Source organism: Phyllobacterium sp. 22552 (genome assembly GCF_052044585.1).
GTDB lineage: Bacteria > Pseudomonadota > Alphaproteobacteria > Rhizobiales > Rhizobiaceae > Phyllobacterium > Phyllobacterium ifriqiyense.
The window spans coordinates 1-23,576 of the sequence record NZ_JBQENG010000009.1; the positions used below are offsets into that span (position 1 = coordinate 1).

The 23,576-nt window shown below is 52.7% G+C and carries 25 protein-coding genes; 10 read left to right on the plus strand and 15 right to left on the minus strand.

Annotation, left to right across the window (positions count from 1 at the left end):
• A partial coding sequence (locus ACTJI9_RS19555; protein WP_440810432.1) for an FtsX-like permease family protein occupies positions 1 to 392 on the plus strand: 392 nt, incomplete at its 5' end.
• A 610-nt stretch (positions 393 to 1,002) separates the two neighbouring features.
• Here the strand turns inward: ACTJI9_RS19555 and ACTJI9_RS19560 are convergent.
• The gene (locus ACTJI9_RS19560; RefSeq protein WP_337353957.1) at positions 1,003 to 1,176 is read right to left on the minus strand and encodes a hypothetical protein; all 174 of its coding nucleotides are present in this window, start codon (positions 1,174 to 1,176) and stop codon (positions 1,003 to 1,005) included.
• Positions 1,177 to 1,377: 201 nt separating this feature from the next.
• Here ACTJI9_RS19560 and ACTJI9_RS19565 point away from each other — a divergent pair, with 201 nt between their 5' ends.
• Positions 1,378 to 1,707 (plus strand): hypothetical protein, encoded by a 330-nt coding sequence (locus ACTJI9_RS19565; protein ID WP_307280530.1) that lies wholly within the window; start codon positions 1,378 to 1,380, stop codon positions 1,705 to 1,707.
• Positions 1,708 to 1,962: 255 nt separating this feature from the next.
• Positions 1,963 to 2,256 (plus strand): DUF982 domain-containing protein, encoded by a 294-nt coding sequence (locus ACTJI9_RS19570; RefSeq protein ID WP_440810434.1) that lies wholly within the window; start codon positions 1,963 to 1,965, stop codon positions 2,254 to 2,256.
• On the opposite strand, the gene ACTJI9_RS19575 is transcribed toward ACTJI9_RS19570, so the two are convergent.
• A complete protein-coding gene (locus ACTJI9_RS19575; protein WP_440810436.1) occupies positions 2,237 to 2,665 on the minus strand; it encodes a GNAT family N-acetyltransferase in 429 nt (142 codons plus the stop codon). The two genes, ACTJI9_RS19570 and ACTJI9_RS19575, sit on opposite strands and share 20 nt — an antisense overlap.
• Before the next feature lie 254 nt (positions 2,666 to 2,919).
• On the opposite strand from ACTJI9_RS19575, the gene ACTJI9_RS19580 reads away from it, so the two are divergent.
• Positions 2,920 to 4,731 (plus strand): Hint domain-containing protein, encoded by a 1,812-nt coding sequence (locus ACTJI9_RS19580; protein WP_440810438.1) that lies wholly within the window; start codon positions 2,920 to 2,922, stop codon positions 4,729 to 4,731.
• Positions 4,731 to 5,099: a cell envelope integrity protein TolA gene (locus ACTJI9_RS19585; RefSeq protein WP_307280537.1), complete on the plus strand. Its 369-nt coding sequence runs from the start codon at positions 4,731 to 4,733 to the stop codon at positions 5,097 to 5,099. Before ACTJI9_RS19580 ends, ACTJI9_RS19585 begins: the two co-directional genes overlap by 1 nt.
• 132 nt (positions 5,100 to 5,231) lie before the next feature.
• Here ACTJI9_RS19585 and ACTJI9_RS19590 read toward each other — a convergent pair whose 3' ends face one another.
• Positions 5,232 to 5,414, minus strand: a complete 183-nt coding sequence (locus tag ACTJI9_RS19590; protein WP_115054259.1) for a hypothetical protein — start codon at positions 5,412 to 5,414, stop codon at positions 5,232 to 5,234.
• A 375-nt stretch (positions 5,415 to 5,789) separates the two neighbouring features.
• Here ACTJI9_RS19590 and ACTJI9_RS19595 point away from each other — a divergent pair, with 375 nt between their 5' ends.
• Positions 5,790 to 6,875 (plus strand): extracellular catalytic domain type 1 short-chain-length polyhydroxyalkanoate depolymerase, encoded by a 1,086-nt coding sequence (locus tag ACTJI9_RS19595; protein WP_440810441.1) that lies wholly within the window; start codon positions 5,790 to 5,792, stop codon positions 6,873 to 6,875.
• A gap of 1,165 nt (positions 6,876 to 8,040) precedes the next feature.
• On the opposite strand, the gene ACTJI9_RS19600 is transcribed toward ACTJI9_RS19595, so the two are convergent.
• Together ACTJI9_RS19600 and ACTJI9_RS19605 are read right to left on the minus strand one after the other, a co-directional pair.
• The gene (locus ACTJI9_RS19600; protein ID WP_162802584.1) at positions 8,041 to 9,708 is read right to left on the minus strand and encodes a GGDEF domain-containing protein; all 1,668 of its coding nucleotides are present in this window, start codon (positions 9,706 to 9,708) and stop codon (positions 8,041 to 8,043) included.
• 451 nt (positions 9,709 to 10,159) lie between these two features.
• Positions 10,160 to 11,224 carry a YeiH family protein gene (locus ACTJI9_RS19605; RefSeq protein WP_440810443.1) on the minus strand — a complete coding sequence of 355 codons (1,065 nt, stop codon included), beginning with the start codon at positions 11,222 to 11,224 and terminating at the stop codon, positions 10,160 to 10,162.
• A gap of 111 nt (positions 11,225 to 11,335) precedes the next feature.
• Between ACTJI9_RS19605 and ACTJI9_RS19610 the strand changes: the two genes are divergently transcribed.
• The gene (locus tag ACTJI9_RS19610) at positions 11,336 to 12,214 is read left to right on the plus strand and encodes a LysR substrate-binding domain-containing protein (RefSeq protein WP_440810445.1); all 879 of its coding nucleotides are present in this window, start codon (positions 11,336 to 11,338) and stop codon (positions 12,212 to 12,214) included.
• Between the two features lie 58 nt (positions 12,215 to 12,272).
• On the opposite strand, the gene ACTJI9_RS19615 is transcribed toward ACTJI9_RS19610, so the two are convergent.
• Positions 12,273 to 12,701: a DUF6314 family protein gene (locus tag ACTJI9_RS19615; RefSeq protein WP_307280565.1), complete on the minus strand. Its 429-nt coding sequence runs from the start codon at positions 12,699 to 12,701 to the stop codon at positions 12,273 to 12,275.
• A gap of 5 nt (positions 12,702 to 12,706) precedes the next feature.
• The gene (locus tag ACTJI9_RS19620) at positions 12,707 to 13,213 is read right to left on the minus strand and encodes a GAF domain-containing protein (RefSeq protein WP_440810447.1); all 507 of its coding nucleotides are present in this window, start codon (positions 13,211 to 13,213) and stop codon (positions 12,707 to 12,709) included.
• Positions 13,214 to 13,360: 147 nt separating this feature from the next.
• On the opposite strand from ACTJI9_RS19620, the gene ACTJI9_RS19625 reads away from it, so the two are divergent.
• Positions 13,361 to 13,723 carry a winged helix-turn-helix domain-containing protein gene (locus tag ACTJI9_RS19625; RefSeq protein ID WP_307280570.1) on the plus strand — a complete coding sequence of 121 codons (363 nt, stop codon included), beginning with the start codon at positions 13,361 to 13,363 and terminating at the stop codon, positions 13,721 to 13,723.
• Here ACTJI9_RS19625 and ACTJI9_RS19630 read toward each other — a convergent pair.
• Positions 13,720 to 14,169 carry a DUF3592 domain-containing protein gene (locus ACTJI9_RS19630; RefSeq protein WP_307280573.1) on the minus strand — a complete coding sequence of 150 codons (450 nt, stop codon included), beginning with the start codon at positions 14,167 to 14,169 and terminating at the stop codon, positions 13,720 to 13,722. The genes ACTJI9_RS19625 and ACTJI9_RS19630 overlap by 4 nt on opposite strands.
• Positions 14,170 to 14,193: 24 nt before the next feature.
• On the opposite strand from ACTJI9_RS19630, the gene ACTJI9_RS19635 reads away from it, so the two are divergent.
• Positions 14,194 to 14,460: a hypothetical protein gene (locus ACTJI9_RS19635; protein ID WP_440810450.1), complete on the plus strand. Its 267-nt coding sequence runs from the start codon at positions 14,194 to 14,196 to the stop codon at positions 14,458 to 14,460.
• On the opposite strand, the gene ACTJI9_RS19640 is transcribed toward ACTJI9_RS19635, so the two are convergent.
• Positions 14,457 to 15,716 carry a cation:proton antiporter gene (locus ACTJI9_RS19640; protein ID WP_354343559.1) on the minus strand — a complete coding sequence of 420 codons (1,260 nt, stop codon included), beginning with the start codon at positions 15,714 to 15,716 and terminating at the stop codon, positions 14,457 to 14,459. The genes ACTJI9_RS19635 and ACTJI9_RS19640 overlap by 4 nt on opposite strands.
• A gap of 139 nt (positions 15,717 to 15,855) precedes the next feature.
• On the opposite strand from ACTJI9_RS19640, the gene ACTJI9_RS19645 reads away from it, so the two are divergent.
• Complete coding sequence (locus ACTJI9_RS19645; protein WP_115054248.1) at positions 15,856 to 16,746, plus strand: DMT family transporter; 891 nt, start codon at positions 15,856 to 15,858, stop codon at positions 16,744 to 16,746.
• Here the strand turns inward: ACTJI9_RS19645 and surE are convergent, their stop codons facing one another.
• The 6 genes from surE to ACTJI9_RS19675 form a co-directional block, all read right to left on the minus strand.
• Positions 16,747 to 17,490: a 5'/3'-nucleotidase SurE gene (gene surE / locus ACTJI9_RS19650; RefSeq protein WP_440810452.1), complete on the minus strand. Its 744-nt coding sequence runs from the start codon at positions 17,488 to 17,490 to the stop codon at positions 16,747 to 16,749. It lies immediately after the preceding gene.
• A gap of 12 nt (positions 17,491 to 17,502) precedes the next feature.
• Complete coding sequence (locus ACTJI9_RS19655) at positions 17,503 to 18,654, minus strand: MBL fold metallo-hydrolase (protein WP_440810454.1); 1,152 nt, start codon at positions 18,652 to 18,654, stop codon at positions 17,503 to 17,505.
• On the minus strand, positions 18,644 to 19,720 hold the full coding sequence (locus ACTJI9_RS19660) for an ABC transporter ATP-binding protein (RefSeq protein ID WP_440810456.1): 1,077 nt from the start codon (positions 19,718 to 19,720) through the stop codon (positions 18,644 to 18,646). Before ACTJI9_RS19660 ends, ACTJI9_RS19655 begins: the two co-directional genes overlap by 11 nt.
• Positions 19,708 to 21,411 (minus strand): ABC transporter permease, encoded by a 1,704-nt coding sequence (locus ACTJI9_RS19665; RefSeq protein ID WP_307280592.1) that lies wholly within the window; start codon positions 21,409 to 21,411, stop codon positions 19,708 to 19,710. Before ACTJI9_RS19665 ends, ACTJI9_RS19660 begins: the two co-directional genes overlap by 13 nt.
• 228 nt (positions 21,412 to 21,639) lie before the next feature.
• Entirely contained in the window at positions 21,640 to 22,626 is a 987-nt protein-coding gene (locus ACTJI9_RS19670; protein WP_337354303.1) for an ABC transporter substrate-binding protein, read from the minus strand.
• A 349-nt stretch (positions 22,627 to 22,975) separates the two neighbouring features.
• Positions 22,976 to 23,341, minus strand: coding sequence for a hypothetical protein (locus ACTJI9_RS19675; protein WP_336442095.1), 366 nt, complete (start codon positions 23,339 to 23,341; stop codon positions 22,976 to 22,978).
• Positions 23,342 to 23,576 lie beyond the last annotated feature (235 nt).

Sequence of the window (23,576 nt, forward strand, 5' to 3'; positions counted from 1 at the left end):
TGAACATCATATCGGGACTCATCATGCTCGTGAAAGACAAGGGCCGCGATATCGCAATCCTTCGAACCATGGGTGCAACGCGAAATTCCATCCTGCGCATATTCCTGATGACTGGGGCTGCTATCGGAGTTGCTGGCACCATTGCAGGTGTTGTCTTAGGTATCGTTGTTTGCCTGAATGTCGAGCGCATCCGGCAATTCTTTTCGTGGCTGTCCGGCACAACTCTTTTCGATCCGAAGCTATATTTCCTAAGCACACTGCCAGCCAGGATGGAGCTCAACGAAACCTTATTGGTCATATCGATGGCGCTTGTCCTGTCTTTTCTGGCGACGCTTTTTCCCGCTTGGCGTGCAGCCAAACTCGATCCCGTTGAAGCTCTGAGGTACGAATAATGTCAGTTTCATCATTACATTGGCTGACTGATTAGCCGATGTCTGAAGCACCGCCCAAGCCCGAAGACTGCAAGGCGTGGGGCAGCTTTGGTTCTCGAGACGATACGGGATTGTCTGGTACTGCGGCGAGCATAAGGGTGAAGGTGAACGCAGAAATAATTCCGGAACCTAATGCTCTCGGGCGGATTGTGTAGTTCGAGTAGTTCTTGGCAACTGGCTTGGTGCACCCTCACCCTCCCGCGAAGATGACGGATGCCAAGCCCTTAATCTTCTTGCACAAGGAAACGGCATTGCCTTTTTCAAAGTCTCCGGGACGGAGCTCTACCAATATAGACTGGCAAGTAATTTCAAAAGCGCAAAATCTTGCATCCGCGTGCCTTCAGCGCCATCCAAAAGACCACGAACACAGTCAGCGCCTCGCACGTTCAATCGTCGATCTGTACCGCCGGGGAATATCGGACCCAGGGGTTCTCAGCACCTTGGCTATCAATCGCGAGAAGGCATTGGAAATCCGGGAACAGAAGGATATGCGGGTGGCGAAGCGACTCGAGCAGCAAGAACGAAGGAAGGCATACGTACCGAAGCAAAGCCAACCGCAAGTTGAATAATGTTATTTCTGCTTTTTTTCAGCTTCTTCCAACCGGACAAGAAGAACTTCAAATCTCTTGTTTGTTGGTATTGGAGCCTTTGCCGAACGCAAGGCTTCTCTAAAGCCAGGAGTACGCATTTGATCGCGAAACTTGTTCACATCGCTTCGATTCGTTGTTGGATTGTTTTCACTCACGACAGAGCCTTTCAAGCACCATACCCGTCAACCTATTAGTCACCGAATAAGTTCCGCGACACAGATTTATTGCTATAAAATATTTTATGGACTCTGGCCGACATCGGCGTATTCTGAATTCAACATCGATAGTATTTATTGGACCGGCGATCGATGTTTGAGAGATACGATGTGCTCTTCGCCTAGTGGGAGAGCACGATTATGCCTTTTCGTAGTCAAATCTACGTCAACAAGTATTCATCCCTTGATTGGGATATCATGGCGATAGCCTTTGAATTAGCTTTCCAGCAAATTGGGACCAATCCCCTGGTGCGAAAAGACCGGCTGGCGCGTTGCGTCATGACGTTCTTTGACAGAGGCGTGCATTGTCCCAGTACGTTGAGTTCGCTGGCTATGAGCCGTGAAATGAGTTTGGTAGACATTGAGCGTACGCGTGGGACGCCCGCCGGCAACTATGATATCAAAGCAGAAGACGATGGGTTTCACTTCAACGGGGCAACAGGGGAATGGAAAGACTCAACCATAAATTAGACTGCAAGGATTGCGGTACAATTTACCTCACCATTCCGGATAATGTCACGGGTAACACTCCGATATTCTGCAGTACCTGCAATCAGTTCATCGGAAGATGGGCAGACCTTGAGCGCGACTTCGATCAGCAGGGTGGCCAAGACGGCGTATTTTCAATGCATGATGGGAAGATTGATCGGATTAGCTAGGGACTGATTCCCTGCAAGAGTCGTTCACCGACTCATGGAAGATAAACCATTCAAAGAAATAACCATAATGACCCGCCAGCTCGGCAAGATGAAGGTAATCACCTCCATTATGCAGGCGGCGGAGTTCATTGTGAATGAGTGGCCGGGCACGGATACCGAAAGGCTTGATATCGCCAAACATGCGCTGCTGGAATGCTACGATGGCACGCTGTCTCCCGGCATTGTCGCATGGCTTTTATTGATGCAGCAAAGGAAGCCGACATTTACGTCGAGGCAGTTGGTCGCCCGCCATCAAACGACAAACTGGAAAAGTGGCGCAAGGGAAAGATGCGGCGCAAAGCTTAACAGGACAAGTCTTTGATAAAAAAGACTTCACTTTGTGGTTGAAAACTGCCGAATGAAATTCTGCCTTGTTCGTGGAAACCGTTGGATCTATGCCAAGCTTGGGGCTCAAGCTCATCAATCACACTCGATGTCATAAGGACATCTCCCCCCTTTGCAAGCATCAGCATTTCCCAATGACGAAACATTTTTCTCCCGATGCCCCTTCCTCGTTGTTCGGGGACAACATAGACCATATCCATGTAAGGGATTTTGCCCCAGAACCAACTGTACCGAATAAAGCCGACTGGACTGTCGCCGCACAGGGCGATGATGTATTCGCCACCGAAAATGCAGCGATTGATCCAAGACGTATCGACGTGAGGATCGTGCTCGATAAGCCACGCTTCGTGCGTGCTGTTAGCTGTCGTTATGTTTGGGTCCGTCATACCGCCTTCATATTAACTGACAGCTTGTTTGGCAATGTTGACGCCAATCGCGCTCTATTCGCTTCAGCCAATATTACAACTGACGAAGCCGTCGCATCATGTCTGACGTCATCGCGCAAAGGCTTGAACGTTCTACGGAATAGTAGGTTTTAGGGAAAGCCTGGAGGTCAGCGCCTCAATCGGTGCTGTTCGAAGAGCTCTCATGAGGCTTTCGCCAGATCCGGCGTGAATAGATTTATTGATTGGGAGGGATCATGGTAACAACTACTTGGATTGGCGGCACTGACAACATGCAGTGGTCAAATCCCAACGTCGACCCGATTTTCAATCCTTGGAACACTTCGTCGAACTGGGATAACGGCATTCCAGGAATGGGCGATGTCGCAATCCTGAACAACACCAGCACTACTTCCTATGTCGTGGACGTAGCTAGTTTAGTATTAAACAACTCCTCGCTGCTGGTCAGCAACTCAATACTGGTCGGATACCTCAATCCCGGAGTGATTTCGGGCGGTTTGATATATTTGTATGGCGCCAATTTTATTGCCGGTTCTGGCGTGTCCTCAGCCACAGGGATAGTTGAGATTGGCAGCGGTGGCTCCTATGAGTGGAATGGCGCGAATTCTACCCAAACCATCAAGATGGCATCAGTTGATCCCGACCATTCGCCCGCCGAAAGTTCTGTCTTCTCTTTTTCCACTCAGTTTGACGGGACCATTGAAGCTTTTTACGTGCACAATGTTATCAATTTCAATGTGAATGGTGCCAGCATAACCGGGATGTCCTTAGACGGTCACACGGTGACTTATACGACAACGGCGGGCAACTACACGCTAAAGTTTGGTGACAACGTCGATGTCTCTGATCTGATCTTCGATGTAAGCACTGGAAAAATCACCACACTCCAAATTGATCCAAACGCTCCATGTTTTGCGAAGGGAACATTAATCCGTACAGTCAGGGGGGATGTCGCTGTTGAAACTTTAAAAGTTGGAGACTTGGTGGTCACGTCAAGCGGTGCTGAGCGTCCGATTGTCTGGCTTGGCTGTTACAATCTGAAACGCACGCGCTCGAGCCAATACGAGATATCCCGCCCGGTTCGCATTCAAGCCAATGCCTTTGGTGAGCAACAGCCCTACGCCGATTTGTGGCTCTCCCCCGGACATGCCGTCTGCGTGCGAGTTCTGGATGAAGTGCTTATTCCAATCGGTTATCTCATTAACGGTGCGACAATCAAACAGGTGGATGTCGCTGAAATTACTTACTGGCATGTGGAGCTTGAAACCCATGACATCCTGATAGCCAATGGCTTGCCCACCGAAAGCTATCTTGATTGCGGGACCCGGGCTTTATTCCACCAAAGCTCTTACAAGCGGCGCGGAATCGACATCTGCGAGGTTACCGCACAATATTGTCGCCCCCTGACGTTGGATAGATCATCCGTAGAAGCTGTGGCTATTCGGTTGCGTGAAAGAGCCAAGCTACTCGGCTGGTCGACGACAAGTGATATGGATATTCATGTTGTTGCCGATGGCATGCGTATTAATCCGCAGGGCACCGGTAATCTGATGCGGTTCCAGATTCCATCAAATGCTCGGGACGTCCATATTTTATCAGAAACGTTTATACCGGCGGAGTGGTCTGACGGCGGAGACACGCGGAAACTTGGCATTTCCATCAATGGTTTCCAGATTAGCGACGACCAAGGACAATGCCGTCGAATTGAGGCTGCGGATGCTTGTTTGGACCAAGAATGTTACCAAGTTGAATTCTACGACAACAAATCATGGCGATGGACCAGCGGTTCATTGAGGGTGCCGAACACAATATTTGCAGACCTTTCTGAGAACAGATTCTTGGAGTTGAACATAAATGCTGGCGGTCAGCAGCGATGGTTAAAACCCATCATCGCAAGTGAACGGCGTGAAAGTGTTGAAACGGCACCACTGGGAATGGTTGCTGCTTGCGCTCTATTCGCTCCAGCATCTGCATTTCCAAACCTACTGTTCAAGTCTCCATCGACTCTGAGCGTGGATTTGGATTATCTCAATGCAGGAGACGAATAATGGCCTATTCGACGAAACCATTTTTCAGAATCGCCCTTATCGCAGGGATTGCTCTCGGCCTAGCATCGCCTTCATTCTCACAGACACCCGTACCGGATCCACAACAGAAAACGGGGGGCCAAGCTGGCTTATTGAGCGAAAGTGAGATCAAAGGAAACAGAGATATTGTAGTCGTAGTGAAACTTCGACTGAGCCGCGCCGGCAAGATCATCGGCACTCCAATTGTGTCTGGCAAAGGTGGCGATTTCATAACTCGCAGCAAAATGAAAAACCGGGCGCTGCGATCGGTATATCGTGCTCAACCGTTTAAACTATCTCCAGATAAGTATGATCAATGGAGCCAGGTGACTCTTACTTTCTATCCGTAGTCACTCAGAAAGGTTCATTCCGATTGGTGAAATACTGTTGGCTGAAACGGCATGACCAGCACGCTCGACAGTACCTTAACTTGACGTGATGTACGATCCCACCGGACTGGTCAGTCCAAGCGCTGGATCATGTTAAAGGATCAGATAAGCACCTGATACAACTGCGATCAGGACCAGGATCAATGAAACCGATTCCCACCATTCTTGGGCCATCTCTTTTTTTGTTCGAATCCTAAAAGCATTATCTTGAGGGTTTTTCATCTCATCCATAAATTTTTGAACTTCAAAATGATTGTTGGTTTCATTCTGTTTCATGGCGGAAATCTCAAGAGTCGTTCAGACAAGGACTGGGCTCCTACAGTTATGGAATTGCAGCTCGTCGGTCACGCTCTATTTTCTCTAACCTATTTAAAACGTGCAAATTGAGATCACGCTGGCCAAAGAACCCGGATTGCGCCTGCTTGATCTCATCGACCTGGCGCTGCAGGTTCATGTCGGCCGCAATCCGTCTGCCGCAAGTTGCGCATCATATGAAAGCCAAGCCCGCTCGTGCTCCTTGCGGGGCAACTGGTTGTCCATCAATTTATTAATATCGCCAGATTCATAATTATTGTGCAGCGCAGCAACTATTTCGCACTTGCAGCATTGCTGTAAAGTTGATGTGAAATTCTTCACAACGAGGTGCGCGCAATGAGAACGATTTCCGACACAATCAGGCGGTTGAATAAACAGCAGAGCGTCTTGTCCAGCGGAAGTGCAAACAACCGAGGGCGATTGTCCCCTCTCGCTGATTTTGGTTCCAATCCCGGACAATTGCGAGGTTGGACTTACCTCTCAGACAACCTGCCGCCCGACGCTCCGCTCGTTGTGGTTCTTCATGGATGCACGCAGTCGGCCGACGATTATGATGTTGGTTCGGGCTGGTCACTTCTTGCCGAGCGCTACGGATTCGGCGTGCTTTTCCCAGAGCAGCAAAGAACGAATAATCCCAATCTCTGCTTCAACTGGTTTTCGACCAGTGACACAACGCGCGGCGAAGGTGAAGTTTGTTCAATTTCACAAATGATCGAGACCCTGCTGAAAAACCACCGGATTGATCGAACGCGCGTCTATGTGACGGGGCTTTCTGCAGGGGGAGCCATGACCGCGTCGTTGCTGGCAACTTATCCTGAGTTATTCAATTCAGGGGCGATCATAGCGGGGATTGCACACGGCACGGCATCCACCATTCCCCAAGCATTTGACCGAATGCGAGGTCATGGACTTGAAGATGGGGCCGCACTTGCCGCACACGTTCGTCAGGCTTCAAGCCATAAAGGCCCTTGGCCGAAGGTATCAGTCTGGCACGGAACGGCAGACACCACCGTAGACCCGATTAATATGGAAGCGGTTATTGGCCAGTGGGGAATTCTGCACGAATTAGACCGACCTGCATCAAAAAGCACTCTTGACGGCCATCAGGTTCGAAAATGGCAAAATGCGGACGGTCAAACAGTTTTGGAGGCTTATGCTATCAACGGTATGGCTCATGGCACTCCCATAAACAGTAGAGCTGAAAACGCTGTCGGGTCAGCGCGGCCCTTCATGCTCGACGTAGGGACTTCATCTACCTGGCATATTGCTCAATCGTGGGGACTAATCGGGGAATCCACAGAGACCACTTCGGCTTTAAATCCGACGGCCGGCTTGTACTCAGTATCTCCAGACAAACAGAGCGGCAATTCGATTAAGAACACGATCGAAAACGCTCTCAAATCGGCTGGTTTATTGAGATGAGGCGCGAATGGGAACAGGCGACGGAATTTGTTAAAGCCGTTTACCTATTGGCAGCGCGCAGAACGGTCTTGAGCGAGGCATAATCGTCCAGTATCGCCAACACCTCGATTTTCACATAATTCCATTCCTCGGATCAACTTTGCTCTCGCGCCTCGCTGTGCCAGTGGTTCGCAACTTCGAAGATGAAATGATCGACGCCGACCGTTCGCCTTCGATGGTGCGCAAGGTTCTCGTAAGCCGGATCGCTTCTCGCCGATGCACAAGAGCGCGGTCTGGTCATAAGAAATCCCGTACGAGACAAGAGCCACGCCCGACGTCAAGTGAGGCGCCAGAAAGGCAAGCTGAGATCGGGATAGACATTCCCTCCCGCGAAGAGATCAAGGCTATTGTGGACGCCCTGGAGGGCAAATGGCGGCCATTGCTATCGACTGGATATTCACTAGGCCCACGCGCTTCGGAGATACGCGGGCTGCGATGGTCAGATGTCAATATCGAAGGGCGAGAAATCCGGGTTCACCAGAGGGCTGATCGCTTCAATCAAATTGGCAAACCTATATCCGAAGCCGGGGAGCGAACGGTGCCTATTCCGCTCTTGGCCTGGAATGCCCACTCCCGCGGACAGGGCAGAAGGATGTAGATGGAAACATCTGACGGAAGAAATCCGGCCGGAACATTTGGTATTCCCAAACAGTCTCGGGAAGGTCGAATCTCTGTCAAAAATAATGCAGCGCGGATTCCAACCATCACAGATACGAGCTGGCGTGTCGGTTCAGACCGGAGAGACAGACAAAGACGGCAATCCAATATCGAAGGCGAAATATACCGGCTTCCATTCGCTGCGGCATTTTCTATGCATCATGGTGCATCAACAGACGGGAAGACGGCGGGCTTAGCTTGCCGCCTAAAATGGTGCAGGAACGCCTTGGACACTCTCACCCTGCCATGGATACCTTTGGCATCTGTTTCCACGCAATGACGATACCGAAGAATTGACCGCTTCAGAGCTCGCTCTTTTGAGATAACTGCGACACACATGCGACATGGAGCTACAAGTAATTGATATTAATTGTGTAATATAAGTTTCCTAATCTGTAGGCCACTGCTTCGAATCCAGTCGGGATCACCAAAAAATTTAAAGCTCGCGCAAACAGATAGCGGAACAACGCTAGGAATGCCTCACCGCCTCGATTTCGGCCCCACTATACTGCTCCAAGGCGTCGGCAACCTGATCGGCAAAACGCACGCGATTACGCCCAGCCTTTTTAGCCTGATAAAGCGCCAGATCAGCCTGATTGACTGTTTCGCTCCAGGACTGATCTCCGACTTGCGCAACGCCGAAGCTCGCCGTGATTTTCAAAACGCTCCCATCCGAAGTCGTCATGGCAAGGCGCTCGACCGCCAGCCGCAATTTCTGGGCAATGATGGCTGCATCCATGCACGAACTGTCATTCAGCAATATTGCAAACTCCTCCCCGCCAAAACGGGCCACGTAATCGCTGTCGCAAATATTGTTTTGCATCAGCTGTGCGATTTCTCTCAAGACCTCATCCCCCACAACGTGCCCATATTTGTCATTGATGGTTTTGAAATTATCTATATCCACAAGCATCAGGAAAGGTATCGACTCCAGATCGGTGTAGTTTTCTGTTGCTGAATTGCCCAAAATATCCAGCGCCCGCCGGTTGAGAAGCCCCGTGAGCCCATCCGTATGTGCCAGATGTTCAAGCCGGGCGACCAGAAAAGATCGTTCTTTCAGCTTGATGGCAATGACCTCAAGCGCAGAATAAAGCGTCTGGATTTCGGCAACATGCCTCGTCTCCCGGTGCAGATCCGTCGGCAGGTCATCGGCAAGCGACACGATTGCTTCGGCTCCGCGGAAAAGCGGCTTGAATATATAATTCTGCACCACCACCACCAGACCGACGACCAGCCCGAGGATCACAAACGCCATCGCACTTGTATAATAGAGCGCTTGGCGCGCAATCCGTTCGCGCTTTTCAAATTTGGCGACGGATGCAGCAAAATAAATATCCCGCAATTCTGCCAATGGCTTCATTGCAGCGGAATATTGCTTGGTAAACGTAACCGCATCAAGAGCCGGAACTCCATTCTGCTGAGCAGTGCGAATCTGATGATCAATCAGCGCAAGCCCTCCAATCATGTAGCGTGAATTTGCTTCTTCGTGTTTTTGATCATCTGATGAGGCTTCAACGTCGGGTTTTCTGCCGAGTTCCAGCAAATGCCAGATTTCACGGATCCGCCCCCCGATAATCCGCATATGGATCACATTCTCGGCAGGAATTGGTTTTCTTACGGCCATTGGCGCAATCAAATATGATCCCAACCTACCAGCATATTCCCGCAAATTGCTGAGCATCGTCACCCTGAATACAACGGCGGCCAAATCCTCATCATGGCGTAGCAGCTCGGTTCCTTGCTGCTGAACAATTTTGTCGTAACTCTCTCGGGCCTGGAACAGGTGAACAATGGCCTCATGGATCTCGCCATAGCGTAATGTGCCTGGATTTGTGAATTGTGCCGCCTCGACTTTCATGCGTCCAAGCCGCAACTGCTCGCGCACATCCTTGAGGAGATTTCTGGGAACACTGCTTGTGTCCAGTTTGCTGAGCGCAGCGTCAGTCTTTTGCAAGGCGATCTGCCAGTTTTCATAGGCTTGGTCGCGGGAAGCATCGTCCACGCTCATCAAAATATTGGCAGGGCCCCGTTCCGCTGAAATAAAACTTGCAGCCATGAAAACAAAAGAAAAACCCTGTATATCCGCCAGATTAGTCACGGCTCTGTTAAATGCCTGAATAGAATTATAAATAGACATGCCTGCCATTATCAAAGTGAATATCATAACAAGCAGAGCCATGCACCAAAGGTGCACTTTCAAGCGGCCTCTTGTCGATTTTCTTGACCGCAAGCCTGCGTATAGAATATCTGGCTTGTTCACGTTTATGGCTTTCCGAAAAGATATGTACCTATATAATTAAAATACTACTGAAAAATAAAACAATCGTATGGAATACTTATTATTATTATTACAGAACAATACTTTCGATCAGCTCGACTGCATGATCTGACTTCGTACAAAATAAGTCTATCAACCCGAAACCGGGGAAGCGTAAATATAGTATAATCTTCGAAGGTTACAACCATACCAATGGATTACAAGGAATGTTATTTCAGGCTTCCTATTACATCCTCACACTACTTAAAGTAGTTTCGATATATTAAATTTCTGCGCCATCATTTAAAAGTAACGCACGTAAAAACCATTGTTACAACTGCAGCAAAGCTATTAGCCCGAAGCTGATTGTAACAAGCGATGCGAGGGAGAGGGTTGCCACCGCCATCACTCGCCCGCCAGCATGAGCAACAGAGCGAATATCAACCGATAATCCAAGCGCGGCCATGGCAATAATCGTCAGCACGCTGGAAAGCTGCCCCATTGGCGCAATTGCCGCCTCGGGTATCAGTCCGGTCGAGCGCAGCATCATCATTATGCCAAATCCGCTGATGAACCACGGCACCAGGGCAATCCGCTTCCCGCTTGGATTGGCGTAAAAGCGGAAATCATCTTGCGGGACTTCGCGCCCTCCAATGGTTTCATGGCGCAAATCGGCCTTCATGATCGCACCAAGTACGAGAAGCACAGGGCCAAGCATAAGCACGCGCACCAGCTTGACCAAAGTTCCGGTTTGTACACCCAGCAATCCTGCGGGAGCCGTCGCAGCAATGACCTGCGGCACGGCATAGACGGTCAGGCCCGCCAGCGTCCCATATTGCGGTACGCTCATTCCGGTGCGGAAATAGAGCAGCGGCAGGAAGAATACGGCTGCTATGCCCAGCACCGCCGTAAAGGTCAGCGCGGCGGCAATTTCCTTGCGGTCTGCCTCTATCACTGGCGCGACCGCAACAATGGCGGAGTTTCCGCAAATTGAATTGCCGCAGGCAATCAAGGTCGCAAGTTTTGGTGGCAATCCGAAGAGCCTGCCAATGCCGTAGCTGATGCTGATCGACAAAATGACAACGCCCGCTATTCCGGCAATCAGTGTGGCGCCTGCCCCTTTCATCGCTGTCAGGCTGATAGATGCGCCAAGCATAACGATTGCCAATTCCAGCAGGAGTTTCGCGCTGAAATCAATACCAACGAGCAGCGATTGGCCCGGTTGATGCAAGGATCGGATGGCAATGCCAATTGCTATGGCCAAAACCAGGCTTTCCACCCATCTTACGCCAAACAACGCGCTCTGGATATATTCGCCAGCCACCGCTGCAAAAGCAACGGCGCAGCAAAGTGCAAGCCCAGGGAGAACAGGAAGGAGGCGATGAGGAATGGTCATAAGCTTGCCATTTGAGAAATTTCAATCATGGCAGACTTATCTCATGCAATATTATCGACTTCTATCGAATATTCTGTCATATTTTGTTCGGTAAAATCGAATGGTTTTCTGATGACCTTTGAACAACTCTCCATTTTCGTTGCCGTGGCAGAACGCGAGCATCTCACTCAAGCCGCAGCAGCAATTAACCTCACGCCGTCGGCGGTCAGCAGCGCCATTAAAAACCTCGAGGTTTTTTACGGCGTCGAGCTGTTCCACCGTGTGGGACGACGTATCGAACTGACGCAGATTGGCCGCGTTTTTCTTGGTGAGGCCAAGGCAACTTTGGCGCGGGTACGCTCATCTGAGTTGATGCTATCAGAGCTTGGCGGTCTGCGGCGCGGCAAGCTTAGCCTTTATGCCAGCCAGACAATCGCCAGCTATTGGCTGCCGCCTTTCCTGATGCGCTTTAAACAGGATTATCCCGGCATTGAGATTGACCTGACCATCGGCAATACAAGGACGGTGGCCGAAGCGGTCACTGAAGGCGGGGCAGAGCTCGGCTTTGTCGAGGGGGAGATTGATGCACCGCTTCTCGTCTCGAAAGTCGTGGCGGAAGATGCTCTGATTATCGTTGTCGCGCCATGCCATCCTTGGGCGGATAAACGTCCGTTGAAGGCTGGGGATATCGTCGGCGGCACTTCATGGGTCATGCGGGAACAGGGTTCGGGCACGCGTTCGGAGTTTGAACATGCCATCGATAATCTCAAAGTCTCCCACGACGATCTGAAGATCGCGCTGGTTCTCCCCTCCAACGAGGCGGTTCTTTCCGCTGTTTGCGCCGGAAATTGTGCCGCCGTCATTTCCAGCGCTGCTGCCCGCGCCTATTTACGCGAAGGGCTTGTCGTCGAGGCCGCCTTCAAGCTGCCGATCCGCCGCTTTCGCATGTTGCGGCACAAACAGCGGCACAGCAGCAAAGCATCGGAAATATTGGAGGGGCTGTGTGGGTAACTCATTCTCTTTGATTGCCATGTCGTTGTGCGTGGTTCGACGGCATGGCAAAACAACCTCAAACCGCACGCACATACCAGCTCATGCTTGAATATCGTTTTTGCGGGCCATGAACACGCCACGCCTCCATCCAAGCATTGCTGTTCTCAAACAAAAACCGTCCATTATAGAGATCACTGCCGCATAGATGCGACACACGTTGTGATGGGCCATATCGCAGGCTGACAAATTCATTGCCGCTCGGGTAGAGCACCCGCACTGCCCCATCTTCAAAGGCAAGCCGATAGGTCCGGACTGCCTGCAGCACATTTGCTCCGACAGACATTTCGCCGCGCTCTTCAAAAAGCTCGGTGGTTATGATGGCGCGCCCGGTAAATCCATATATCGCTCCGGCGCGATGATCGATCACCTTGCGTTTTACCTGCCATGCGCCGCAGATTATTTTTGCGTCAAATTTTTCGATCGCCTGGCTTGATCGATCAAGCATGGAAATCAATCCGCCTGTTCTTCCCAGACGCATGCGGCCGTGTAGATTGCTGCCAATCTTTCCACCCCTGCCTGATCATCCTTGTCAAAACGCGATGGTATAGGACTATCGAGATCAAGCACGCCAAAAACCCGTCCATCATGGATCAAGGGCACCACCAGCTCGGAGCGGGAGGCCGCATCACAGGCAATATGGCCCGGAAAATCGTGCACATCGTCAACGAGGATAGAGGATGCTTGCAGAACTGCGCTTCCACACACGCCGCGCCCCACGGGAATGCGCACGCATGCCGGTTTGCCTTGAAATGGCCCGACCACAAGCTCACTTTGTGAGCGCAGGAAATAGAACCCGGCCCAGTTGATGTCCGGCAGCATCTGGAAGATCAGCGCGGAACTATTGGCCGCATTGGCAGTCGGATCATTCTCGCCCGCAAGCAGCGCTTCCAGTTGATCGCCGAGTTCCCTGTAGAACTGTGGCTTGTCGCCTTCTGTGATCGCTTTTGTAGCAAACATGAAAAATCCTTCCCTTATAGCCTGCGTAACATGGCCACATTTCTGCCGATGCACCTGCCTTGTCAAGCAAACGAAACCCGATCCGGCAATGTACACTCCCTCGCGCCCTGCTATAGATAGGAACCGATTTCCACAGGTGCAATTACAATGAGTTCAAACGCCAAAGGCGACCTGCAAACTTATGTGCGCATCGACTTTCCTGACAAGGAACGGTTGGGGCCGGGGAAAATGCAGCTGCTTGAACATATTCGCGAAACCGGCTCCATTTCTGCGGCAGGCCGCGCCATGGATATGTCCTATCGCCGCGCATGGTTGCTGGTCAGCGCCATGAACACAATGTTCGCAGCGCCAGTGGTCGATTCGCAGCGCGGCGGCGCGCAGGGCGGCGGCGCTGTCGTCACGGAATTCGGCGAAGAGCTTTTGCGCCGCTATCGAAACATGCAAGCAAAAGTCGATACGGCCCTTGAGTCTGATTTTGAATGGATCAACCGCAATCGCAGCAGCCACTAAACTTTCGCAGAGTTGTGCTGTTTGCGTGGTTTTGCAAAGCTGACACGGAAGTACATCATATAGGCTATCACAGCGAAAATCATTGTCAGACCGCCAAGGATGGCAGACCCGCCCCAGAGCGAAAGCCAGTCATTGATAATGGCTGATTGCGGATTTCGCGGATCGTAATACACGCTCACGCTTTCCCCCACGCTAAAGCGCGGCGGCGATGTGCCCAGCCACGAAGTAAACTCGACAGTGGCACCCTCAACTGTTTGAAACTCAACAACCGGCTTATAGACATTGGACTTAGTTGAGTGGCTCTTGACCAGATTTGTCACATGGCCTTTACCTTCCATTGCATTGTTTACGAAGTGACGGACATACAATACGGACCAGCCGAAACTAAAAAACAAAACAACGCATATGGTGCACAGTAGCACTTTGTGGATGACGCGTTTTTCCATGCCAGCAATCCGGATCAGTGACTCATGCGTAGATCAGTTATCGCAATCTTTGTCATTTGCACAATTCTCTGCATTTTCACTTTTCCGCCGGCCATGATGTCATTGGCCTTCACTGGTGCCTTTCCAAAGAAGTATTTTTACATTCTCAGCGTCTGGCCGGTCAGTGCAGTTCTGGGCCCGATTCTCGCCTGGAATACGCGCCGCCGTTTCGGCACATGGGCTTTGCTCTGGTTTGTCCCATGTCTTGCCTATGCGCTGTTTTTCCTGACAGGACATGACCTGGGGACTTAGTCCGGCATTTTATCCGCTTCCATCTCATCATTCTTCCGCTCCAGCCAACGCATGACTGGCGTAACCGTGATACCATGCAGCACGACAGATATAAGCACGACGAGTGACACTGTTACCCATAGAATATTGGCATTTGAAAACGGCGCGTGACCAAGCGCATAGGCCAAATAATAGAATGAGCCGAGGCCGCGAATACCGAAAACAGCGATAACGGCCTTTTCCCTTTTTTCGATGGGGCTTCCCAGCAGCCCCACCCAACCGGCAATCGGGCGGATAAGAAGAAGGATGATCAGCGATGCCACCACGATCCGCCAGTCCAGCGGATGAAATACGCTGCCTTCCGCAATGGCGGCGCCAAAGCAGACAAGCACGACCATCATCATCAGACGTTCGATCTGTTCGGCAAAACTATGCAGATTTTCGTGATAGCCACTGTTGCGCTCCGCATGGCGAAGCGTCAGCGCAGTGACAAACACGCCGACAAACCCATAGCCATGCGCCATCTCTATAAGCCCATAGCTCAGGCATGTGATCCCCAGCACCACGAAACCGTCGCCCGTATGGGCAAGCCCGGCCCTGTTCGGGAGCCGGAAGGTCAGATAGCCAAGCAGCTTGCCGGTAGCCCAGCCAAGCCCCGTGCCCGCAGCAAGCCGCCATATGACATCGGTCGTTAGCCAGTCGAAAAACCACGGAGCACCCGTTGTATTTGAAGCCGCGAGCGCGATTGCCAGATGCACGAAGGGAAAACTCAGCCCGTCATTCAGCCCCGCCTCGGAAGTCAGGGCAAAACGTACCTCGCTCTTCTCCCCCGATTGCGGCGGCCCCACCTGAACATCGCTGGCAAGCACGGGATCTGTGGGCGCCAGCGCTGACCCGAGCAGCAAGGCCGAAGCAACTCCAAGCCCGAGAAAACTCCAGCCGAGCAATGCGATGGCACCGATAGTCAGGGGCATCGATATGGCCAGCAACCGCCACGTTGTCATCCAGCTACGCCAGCCCAATATCCGGTCGATCTTCAGACCGGCACCCATGAGGGCAATGATGACGACAAACTCGGTTATTTTTTCCGTGAGAAAGCGGCTGTCGAGGGGATTGTCGCCGATCATTGCCGACAGCGGCGTCCAGACAAACAGGGTGCCGAAAGCAATGCAGACAATGGGCAGGGAAAGCGGAAATCCCTTCAATAACATGGGCAACCAGGAGGTCATCAAGACGACCAGCCCGAACAAAGCGATCAGAACGAGATAGCTGTTTATTCCCATACTTCACTTCAAACCATCGGCCGGCGCTTTGGTTCCGTGAACATGAAGTTCCCTTCACTGTAAACGTCAATCATTCGAATTTGCTCTATGGGCGATTTCGTATAGACACATCGCAAACACCGGAAATCCTTTCATGACCGCCCAGAGCATACAGACCGTCAACGCCAATCGATTAGCGCTTGCTGCGTTGCTGCTTGGAGGTATTGCCATCGGCGGCTCACCGATTTTCGTGCGCCTGTCCGAGGTCGGGCCGATGACAACCGCTTTCTGGCGCGTTGCGCTGGCTTTCATTCCGCTTCTGGTCTGGTCAAAAGCCATGCCCGATGTCAAACGCAATGCCCGCCCCGAAAGCCTTGCCGATTATTTCTGGCTCTCCATGCCCGGCATCTTTCTGGCCGCTGATCTTGCTGCCTGGCATCTTGCGCTGCACATGACCTCGGTCGCCAATGCAACCCTATTGGCCAATCTCGCGCCGATCTTTGTTACCCTCGGCAGTTGGGCAATTTTCCGCGCCCATGTCAGCAGGATTTTCCTCATCGGCCTTGCGACCGCGCTCATCGGCGTTGTCGTGCTGAAAGGTGGTCCGGCAGCGCTGGGCGATGGCAAGCTTGCAGGCGATGCAACGGCGGCTGTCGCGGCCATTTTCTATGCGGGCTATATTCTCGTCATCGGCCGTCTGCGCGTGCGTTTTTCCACCCGCACGATCATGATCTGGAGCACAGCGTCCGCGGCAATCTGCATGCTGCCCGTATCGCTGATCTTTGAAACAAACCTCATACCGCTGACGCTGTTTGCCTGGGCAGTGCTGGCAGGTCTGGCCTTCATTTCTCATGCGGCGGGCCAGGGGATGATCACCTATGCGCTCGCCTTCCTGCCTCCCGCCTTCTCATCGTTGACCCTGCTCCTGCAGCCGGTCGTTGCCGCAGCATTGGCCTGGTTCCTGCTCAACGAGCCTATAGGTCTGATGCAGGCCATTGGCGGCGTTATCGTGATCCTCGGTATCCTTGTCGCCCGGCGCGGCTGATTATTTTTCAAGGCCCTCTAACAAAGCGCCATCAAGCTGCGCCTCGCCAAACCAGTTCAGCCGGTTAATGCAGACATAGCCACGATCGATCAGATCGTTGTCGTCGCCCTCTTCGCTGGTGTGAGCGCGGCCGCGCGGCACGATGAGCGTGGTTTCATCGCCCTCGGCGCTCACCACCTCCGAGCGAAGCGCGATCTTGTCGCGACCGATGCGCGGCTGGCGAATTTCCGCTGGCAACAGGGTCGGCAGATTCACACTCAGCCAATGCCCCTCCAGCACCCATTCATCACGCTCGTTCCAAAGGGTGCGAACAAAATCTGCCAGCCATTTGACGTCATTCTCCGTCTGCTCCGGCTTCTTCACCCGCGAAAAGCCGATTGCGGCAATGCCCCAAAATGAGGCTTCCCGGGCAATGCCCAGCGTACCGGAATAGGCCAGATCCTCGCCTACGTTCCGCCCGTCATTAATGCCGGAAAGCACCAGATCGGGCCGGTCCTGATCCTTGAACAGCCAGCTCATCGCGGTGACGACACAATCGGCAGGCGTGCCAGAACAGGAATAGCGTTTGGGTGCGAGCTCCCGCATTATCAAAGGTTTGCCAACGGTGATCGAAGCGCCTGCGGCAGTGCGCTTGCCATCCGGCGCGACCACCCAGACATCATCCGTTATCAGCTTGGCCGCCTCTGCCAGTACTGCCAGTCCCGGCGCGTCAATCCCGTCATCATTGCAAACCAGAATTCTCATCGCATTCGCCTTCTATACGTCAATATGGTCGCCGGTGCGCACCGTATCGTTCAGCGCGGGCAGATATTGTTTCAATGCACTGAGTGCGGCGAGCGAGCACGAGTGCCCCAGCGTTGCAGGACGCCCTGCCCCTTCCCATATCGCCACATTGCCTTGCCGGGTCGGATGGGTCGGCAGCCTTATCCACTCTGCCCGCTTTGCCTCAAATAAAGCAGAAGCAGGTGTATTGGGTGGTATATGCCCCGTAAGCAGAATAGGATATCCTTGATCTGCCGCGCGTTTGATTGCCTCCACCGATGGGCCGGCGCTTCCCATGCCATCGAAACTCATGAGCGGGCAGTCCGGCAAAGCATCCGATTCCGACCAGTCCAGCGCCTTGGCCAGCCGCTGTGTCAGCTCTGCTCCAATGCCTGGATGGAAAGCATCTCTTGCGGCGATCTGTGCCGCCACAGCATCGCGCATGCTTGCATGAATCGCGAAGCGCTGAGGCAGGATAGCCATCAGTTCCAGCGGCTTACCGGAAAGCGGCACGGGCAGCAGGCAACCATTCGGTTGCGTCTCGATCCATTGCCGGATCGCGGAAACGCGCTCATCGCTTGAAATAGCATCATCGCCATAGGAGGCATCAAGGATCAAAAGATCGCAAGGCGGAATCTGATCCATGGCGAAAACCCCGCTATCGGGCACCACATCACCGGTATAGACAAGAGCCTTTGCACCATCACTTGCCGCAAACCATACGCCGCCTGCCACATGGCCGGAACGCCCCGTCGAAACGCTCAACTCTCCAAGCTGAATGATATCGCCCGCCGTAAAAACTTCGGCAGAATGAGCGGCAATCTCGAAGGCCTGCATGTGACCCTGCTCGCCATATTGCCCCAGCATGGAAGCAGCTTCCGTCGATGTTTCTGCCGTCATGAAGATACGGCCGCGAAATCCGCGCGACAAAAGCCAGGCCAGCCCGCCAATATGATCCTCATGCGCATGGGAAACAAAGACGGCATCAAGCTTGGCAATCGTTGCATCGTCAATTGCCGGATAATAGTCGCGGCCCGTCGCCCCAACCTTGATGCCAACATCCAGAAGTATGCTCTTGCCGCCGCCCGAAATGCCGACACTGGTCCGGCCTTTTTCGCCAAAACCGCCATGTAGATCAATCCGCATCAGACATTTGCTCCGGTATTACCCAGCCCGAGGCGATGGCAATGCTTGTCGTTTCTCCTTCGGCAAGCCGCTTCGGATCAGCCAGATCGAAATGTAGTTCCTGTGTTTCATTGCCAGCAACTGCCTCGATGCGAGAGCCTCCCCCGCGATAGATGCTGCGCTTCACGGAAACTTCGATTCCGTCCTTGGCTGCCGGGATGATATCGGCGGCACGAATGCACACCTTTGCATCGCCTGTCACGCCTTGGCCGGGACGGCAGCGGAAAACAGCCTCCTGTCCGAGCACTTCCACCTTGCATTGCCCGTTTTCTTCGACAGTCAGAACTTTGGCCGGAAACACCATACCCTGGGCAATAAACGAAGCCACCATGGGCGTCGCCGGTTGTTCATAAAGTTCGCGCGGCGTTGCAAACTGCACGAGATGCCCCTTGTCCATGACAGCAATACGATCCGCCAGAGCCATGGCTTCGGCCTGATCATGGGTAATGTAAATAATCGTCGTGCCCGTGCGTTTATGGAAGGAGGCAAACTCATCCTCCATCGAGGCGCGCAAATGCACATCCAGATTGGCAAGCGGCTCATCAAACAATACCAGCGATGGCGCTGACACAAGGCACCGGGCCAAAGCCACGCGCTGTCTTTGCCCGCCGGAAAGATTGGCCGGGCGGCGATCGCCATATCCTTGCAGATCGACCAGTTCGAGCGCTTCCAAAATGCGCCGGTCCCGCTCTGCCTTGTCGACCTTTGCCACTTTCAGACTATAGCCAACATTTTCTGAAACGCTCATATGCGGCCATAAGGCATAATTCTGGAAAACGATACCGACACGTCTTTGCTCAGGCGGGACGTTCAATTTCGGGTTGGACATCTCCTTCCCGCCAACGGTGATTGTGCCCTGATTGACCTGTTCAAAACCGGCAACAAGGCGCAAGAGCGTCGTCTTCCCGCAGCCGGAAGGTCCGAGCACTGCAACAAATTCGCCATTGGCGACATCCAGCGAGACATTCGACAAGGCGTCATAGTCGCCAAATGTCTTGGTCACATTTTCAATTTTCAATCCCGCCATGGCAGAACTCCGTTTGGAAGGCTGCGTGCAAACAGATTGGTCAACAGCATCAGCGCAAAAATCACGACAATTGTCAGGGTTGATATGGCGGCGGCGTAGTTGGAATCGCCGCCCTGCTCAAAAGAAAAGATCACCACACCGATCGTCTCCGAGCCGGAAGCCCATAGCAGGGCTGAAACGGTCAATTCGCTGAAGGCCGTCATGAAGATCAACACGCCGCCGGCAAGCGTCGCGGGCGCGACGAGCGGAAATACGATGGTTCGCATGCGCCTTATAAGTCCGGCACCGGCAACTTGCGCCGCCTCTTCAAGCGAGCGGTCAATCTGGTGCAGGCCGCTGATTGTGGGCCTCAATGCCAATACGAGAAACCGCGCAAGATAGGCATAGAGAATGATCCAGATTGTATTGTAGATCTGCAAGCCGATGATCGGCAGTGGCTTCAGGAACAAGAGCAGCGAGGCAATCGCCAGAACCACGCCGGGCAGTGCATAGGGCAATTCTGCGGAAAGATTCAGGAACTTCGTCCACCACCTTTTGCGCCAGGTGATGAGATAGCCAAGCGGTACTGCCACGAGCACTGCGAAGGCCGCTGCGGCAAGGGAAAGACCGAAACTGTTGAAAAATGCGCGTTTCGCCGCCGCGTGGTCAAACAGCACAAAAGCGTAATTGGCAAGCGTGACTGTCTTCATGCTCAGCGGCACGCCATATGCCGCGACAAGCGAGGTCAAAAACAACCCGACAATCGGCAGAACCAGCACAATGACAATCAATAGCCACATGGCGAATTCCGCCAAAGCGCGCCAGCGCCCAAGCTCGAAGGGCGCGGCAGGCAGGGAGGTGGAAGCGATACGATAATCGCGGCGGCGGGAGGCATAATCCTGCGCCAGAATTCCGGCCATGGCGATGAGCCCGATGAGCATGGAAAGAACAGCAACTTCGGAAAGAACAGCGGGACCACCGCCAGCCAGCCGCTGATAGATCAATGTCGGCAAGACGAGATAGCCTGCCGGGATGCCAAGAAATGCCGGGATGCCGAAATTGCCCACACAGGAAACAAAAGCCAATGCGGTGGCACCAATGATGGATGGCGTCATCAGTGGCAGGATGATTGTACGAAGTACCGTTAGACGGCTTGCACCACTGCTTAAGGCGGCTTCCACCAGTTCACGCGGCAGCTTGCGCAATCCGGCCCGAACCATCAGGAAAACCAGGGGGCCATATTGCACGCCAAGCAGTGCAATTATGCCGGTCGTCGAATAGAGCGGATTTTTGCTGCCCAGCGCTGGTGCCATGCCAATCAGCTTGAGGAACGGGCTTGCAGGCCCGAACAATTGCAACCATGCCAGTGCCGTGACTTGCGGGGCGATGAGAAGTGGAACGACATAGAGCAGAACGAAAGTGCTGCGACCGCGCACATTGGTCAGGCTCACCAGAAGGGCAACGGCAGTGCCAAGAATAACTGCCAGCAATGTGCCGCCTATGCCCACCTGCAATGAGTGCCACGTGGCGGTCCAGGTGGCCGAACCGGAAAGTGCCGTGCGAAGCGGTGCCGCAGAAAGGCTGCCTTGCGGCATGACGATCTCGAAAGCGAGACGCAGCATTGGTACGATGGAAAGCATCGCGACAATGACCGCCACCCCTGCAATCAGGGCTGTATCAGTACCCTGACGCTTTTCAGCAAATATAGTCATTCACAGTCCCATATTGCATTTTTGCCATGCGTGGTTCGACAAGCTCACCATGAAGAGGGTGGATAGTTGCAAAACCTATCTGCAACGTCTCAGAACAATGCCCTTTGCAAACCACCACTTTCTCATGGTGAGCTATCCTGAGCTAGTCGAAGGACGAACCACGCACAGCGCGATTGCCAAACTGGAAACGGCAAGAGAACTCAATTAAACTCTCTTGCCGGAATAGTTTTAGCCGCCGAACATTCCGGAGAATTTCGCCTTGTCAGCGTCAGTCGCTTCGAGAACCTTCAGAGTTTCGATTGGCATTACCTTGATTTCAACACCTTCAGGCAGCCAGGAAGGACGGCCAATCGATGGTTTGGCAGGCAGATAGCCCTGTGCAAGCGCCAGTTTCTGTCCATCATCCGAAAGGATGAAGTCTACGAATTTCTGCGCGGCAGGAAGGTTCTTCGTGCCAGACATGATCGCGACTGGTTCCGTCACCGCAGGAACACCTTCCGAGGGGAAAACGAATTCAACCGGAGAGCCTTTGGCCTTTGCATTCAGCGCCATGAAATCGACAAGGATGCCATAAGGCTTCTCGCCGCTGGCTACGGATTTCAGCACCGCGCCATTGCCGCGTACGGCTACTGTTTCATTGGCCTTGAGCTTGTCGAAATAGTCCCAGCCAAGTTCGGGATTGCCGACGAAACCGCTCAGCAGATAGGCTGCGGCACCAGAATAAAGCGGGCTTGGCATCACGATCATGCCCTTATATTCCGGCTTGGCAAGGTCTGCCCAATGTTCGGGCTTGGCCGTTGCAGCTGAATTATAGGCGATGCCTGTAGTGATCAGCTTACTACCGAAATAGGTCTTGTCCTTATCAAAAGAGTCTTTGCTGAAACCTTCGACATTGGCCTTCTCATAGGCCTGCAATTTACCCTGTTTCTTCAGGCCTTCCATGCTCACCGCATCGGCGATCAGCAATACGTCGGCCTGTGTGGCACCGGCAGAAAACTCCGCCGCGAGCTTGCTCAAAATATCGCTTGTACCGGACCGGTACACCTGCACCTCGATATCTGGATTAACCTTGCGGAAGGCCTCGACGGTTTTCGCTGCATCAGCATCGGGCTGTGATGTGTAAAGGCTAAGCGTTTCAGCATTGGCCGCACCAAAAGCCAGCGACACAGCAAAAAGAGCTGGCACGCCGAGTGTCATTTTAAGAAACTTATTCATTTTTTCTCCTCCCAAAGGGGATTCGGTTTAATCGGGGGGACATGTGCCCACGAAAAATCCTCCTCCGTGCATTCCAGGTTCTTTTCGACCTGTCATGCCGGAGGAGTGTCCATGTTCAATTGTCTTTTGTCAAATACATTTGAACAATGAAACTTATGTGACAAACAAAACTGAATTCATAAAAAATCGCTGGAGACCCGGTGACGGTTAGAAAACTTAGCCGACAGATTTTAGTGTTCGCATCTCATCTTGATCAGGGTCTTAGAACCGAAAGGCCCGGTCCGGAACCCATAGCGGGGCTGATCGTCAAGCTTATGACAAGACATTCGATAGATCGGCTCGACTTATTTTAAAGCACACCTCGGCTGCGTAAAAAATCCATCAGGCCGACATGGGTAATGGCCTCAAACTCGGCAGCGGCAGCGGCAAATTTTTTACGCTGATTAAGCAGCATGCCGAAAACCTGTTTCATCTCTGATGATACGCCAAAACGCTCCCAGCGCTCTGCCACATGAGGCGGCAAATCGAGATCACGGCAAAAATCTGAAATCGTGGCATAGCCCAGCAGCGCGAGATTTGTTTTCACCTCGTCAACGGGCATACGCTCTTCAACGGCATGGTCATGCAGACGCTGGGCAACCAGACGAAGGTCAGCCGGAGAAGATCCAATGACTCGATTGAGGATGGAACGAACCTCATTTGGAAATGACGACATGTGCAACTCCAGATTTCAAATTACATGTAACTTATAATGATGGTGCCGGTCGGGCCAGTGGAATTTATAGGTCTGCCCCAACGGCCTCTCAAATATGTGAAAAAGTGGCAGAGAAAATCGGGACCCGCCTCTCTTTTCCCGGAAAGATCCGAAGATTTGCTGAAAAACCTTCGATTCTTGCCCAAAATTTACAATCCAAGGATGTGTTTTAGTTGTGCTTGGTTGAATGGGGGCG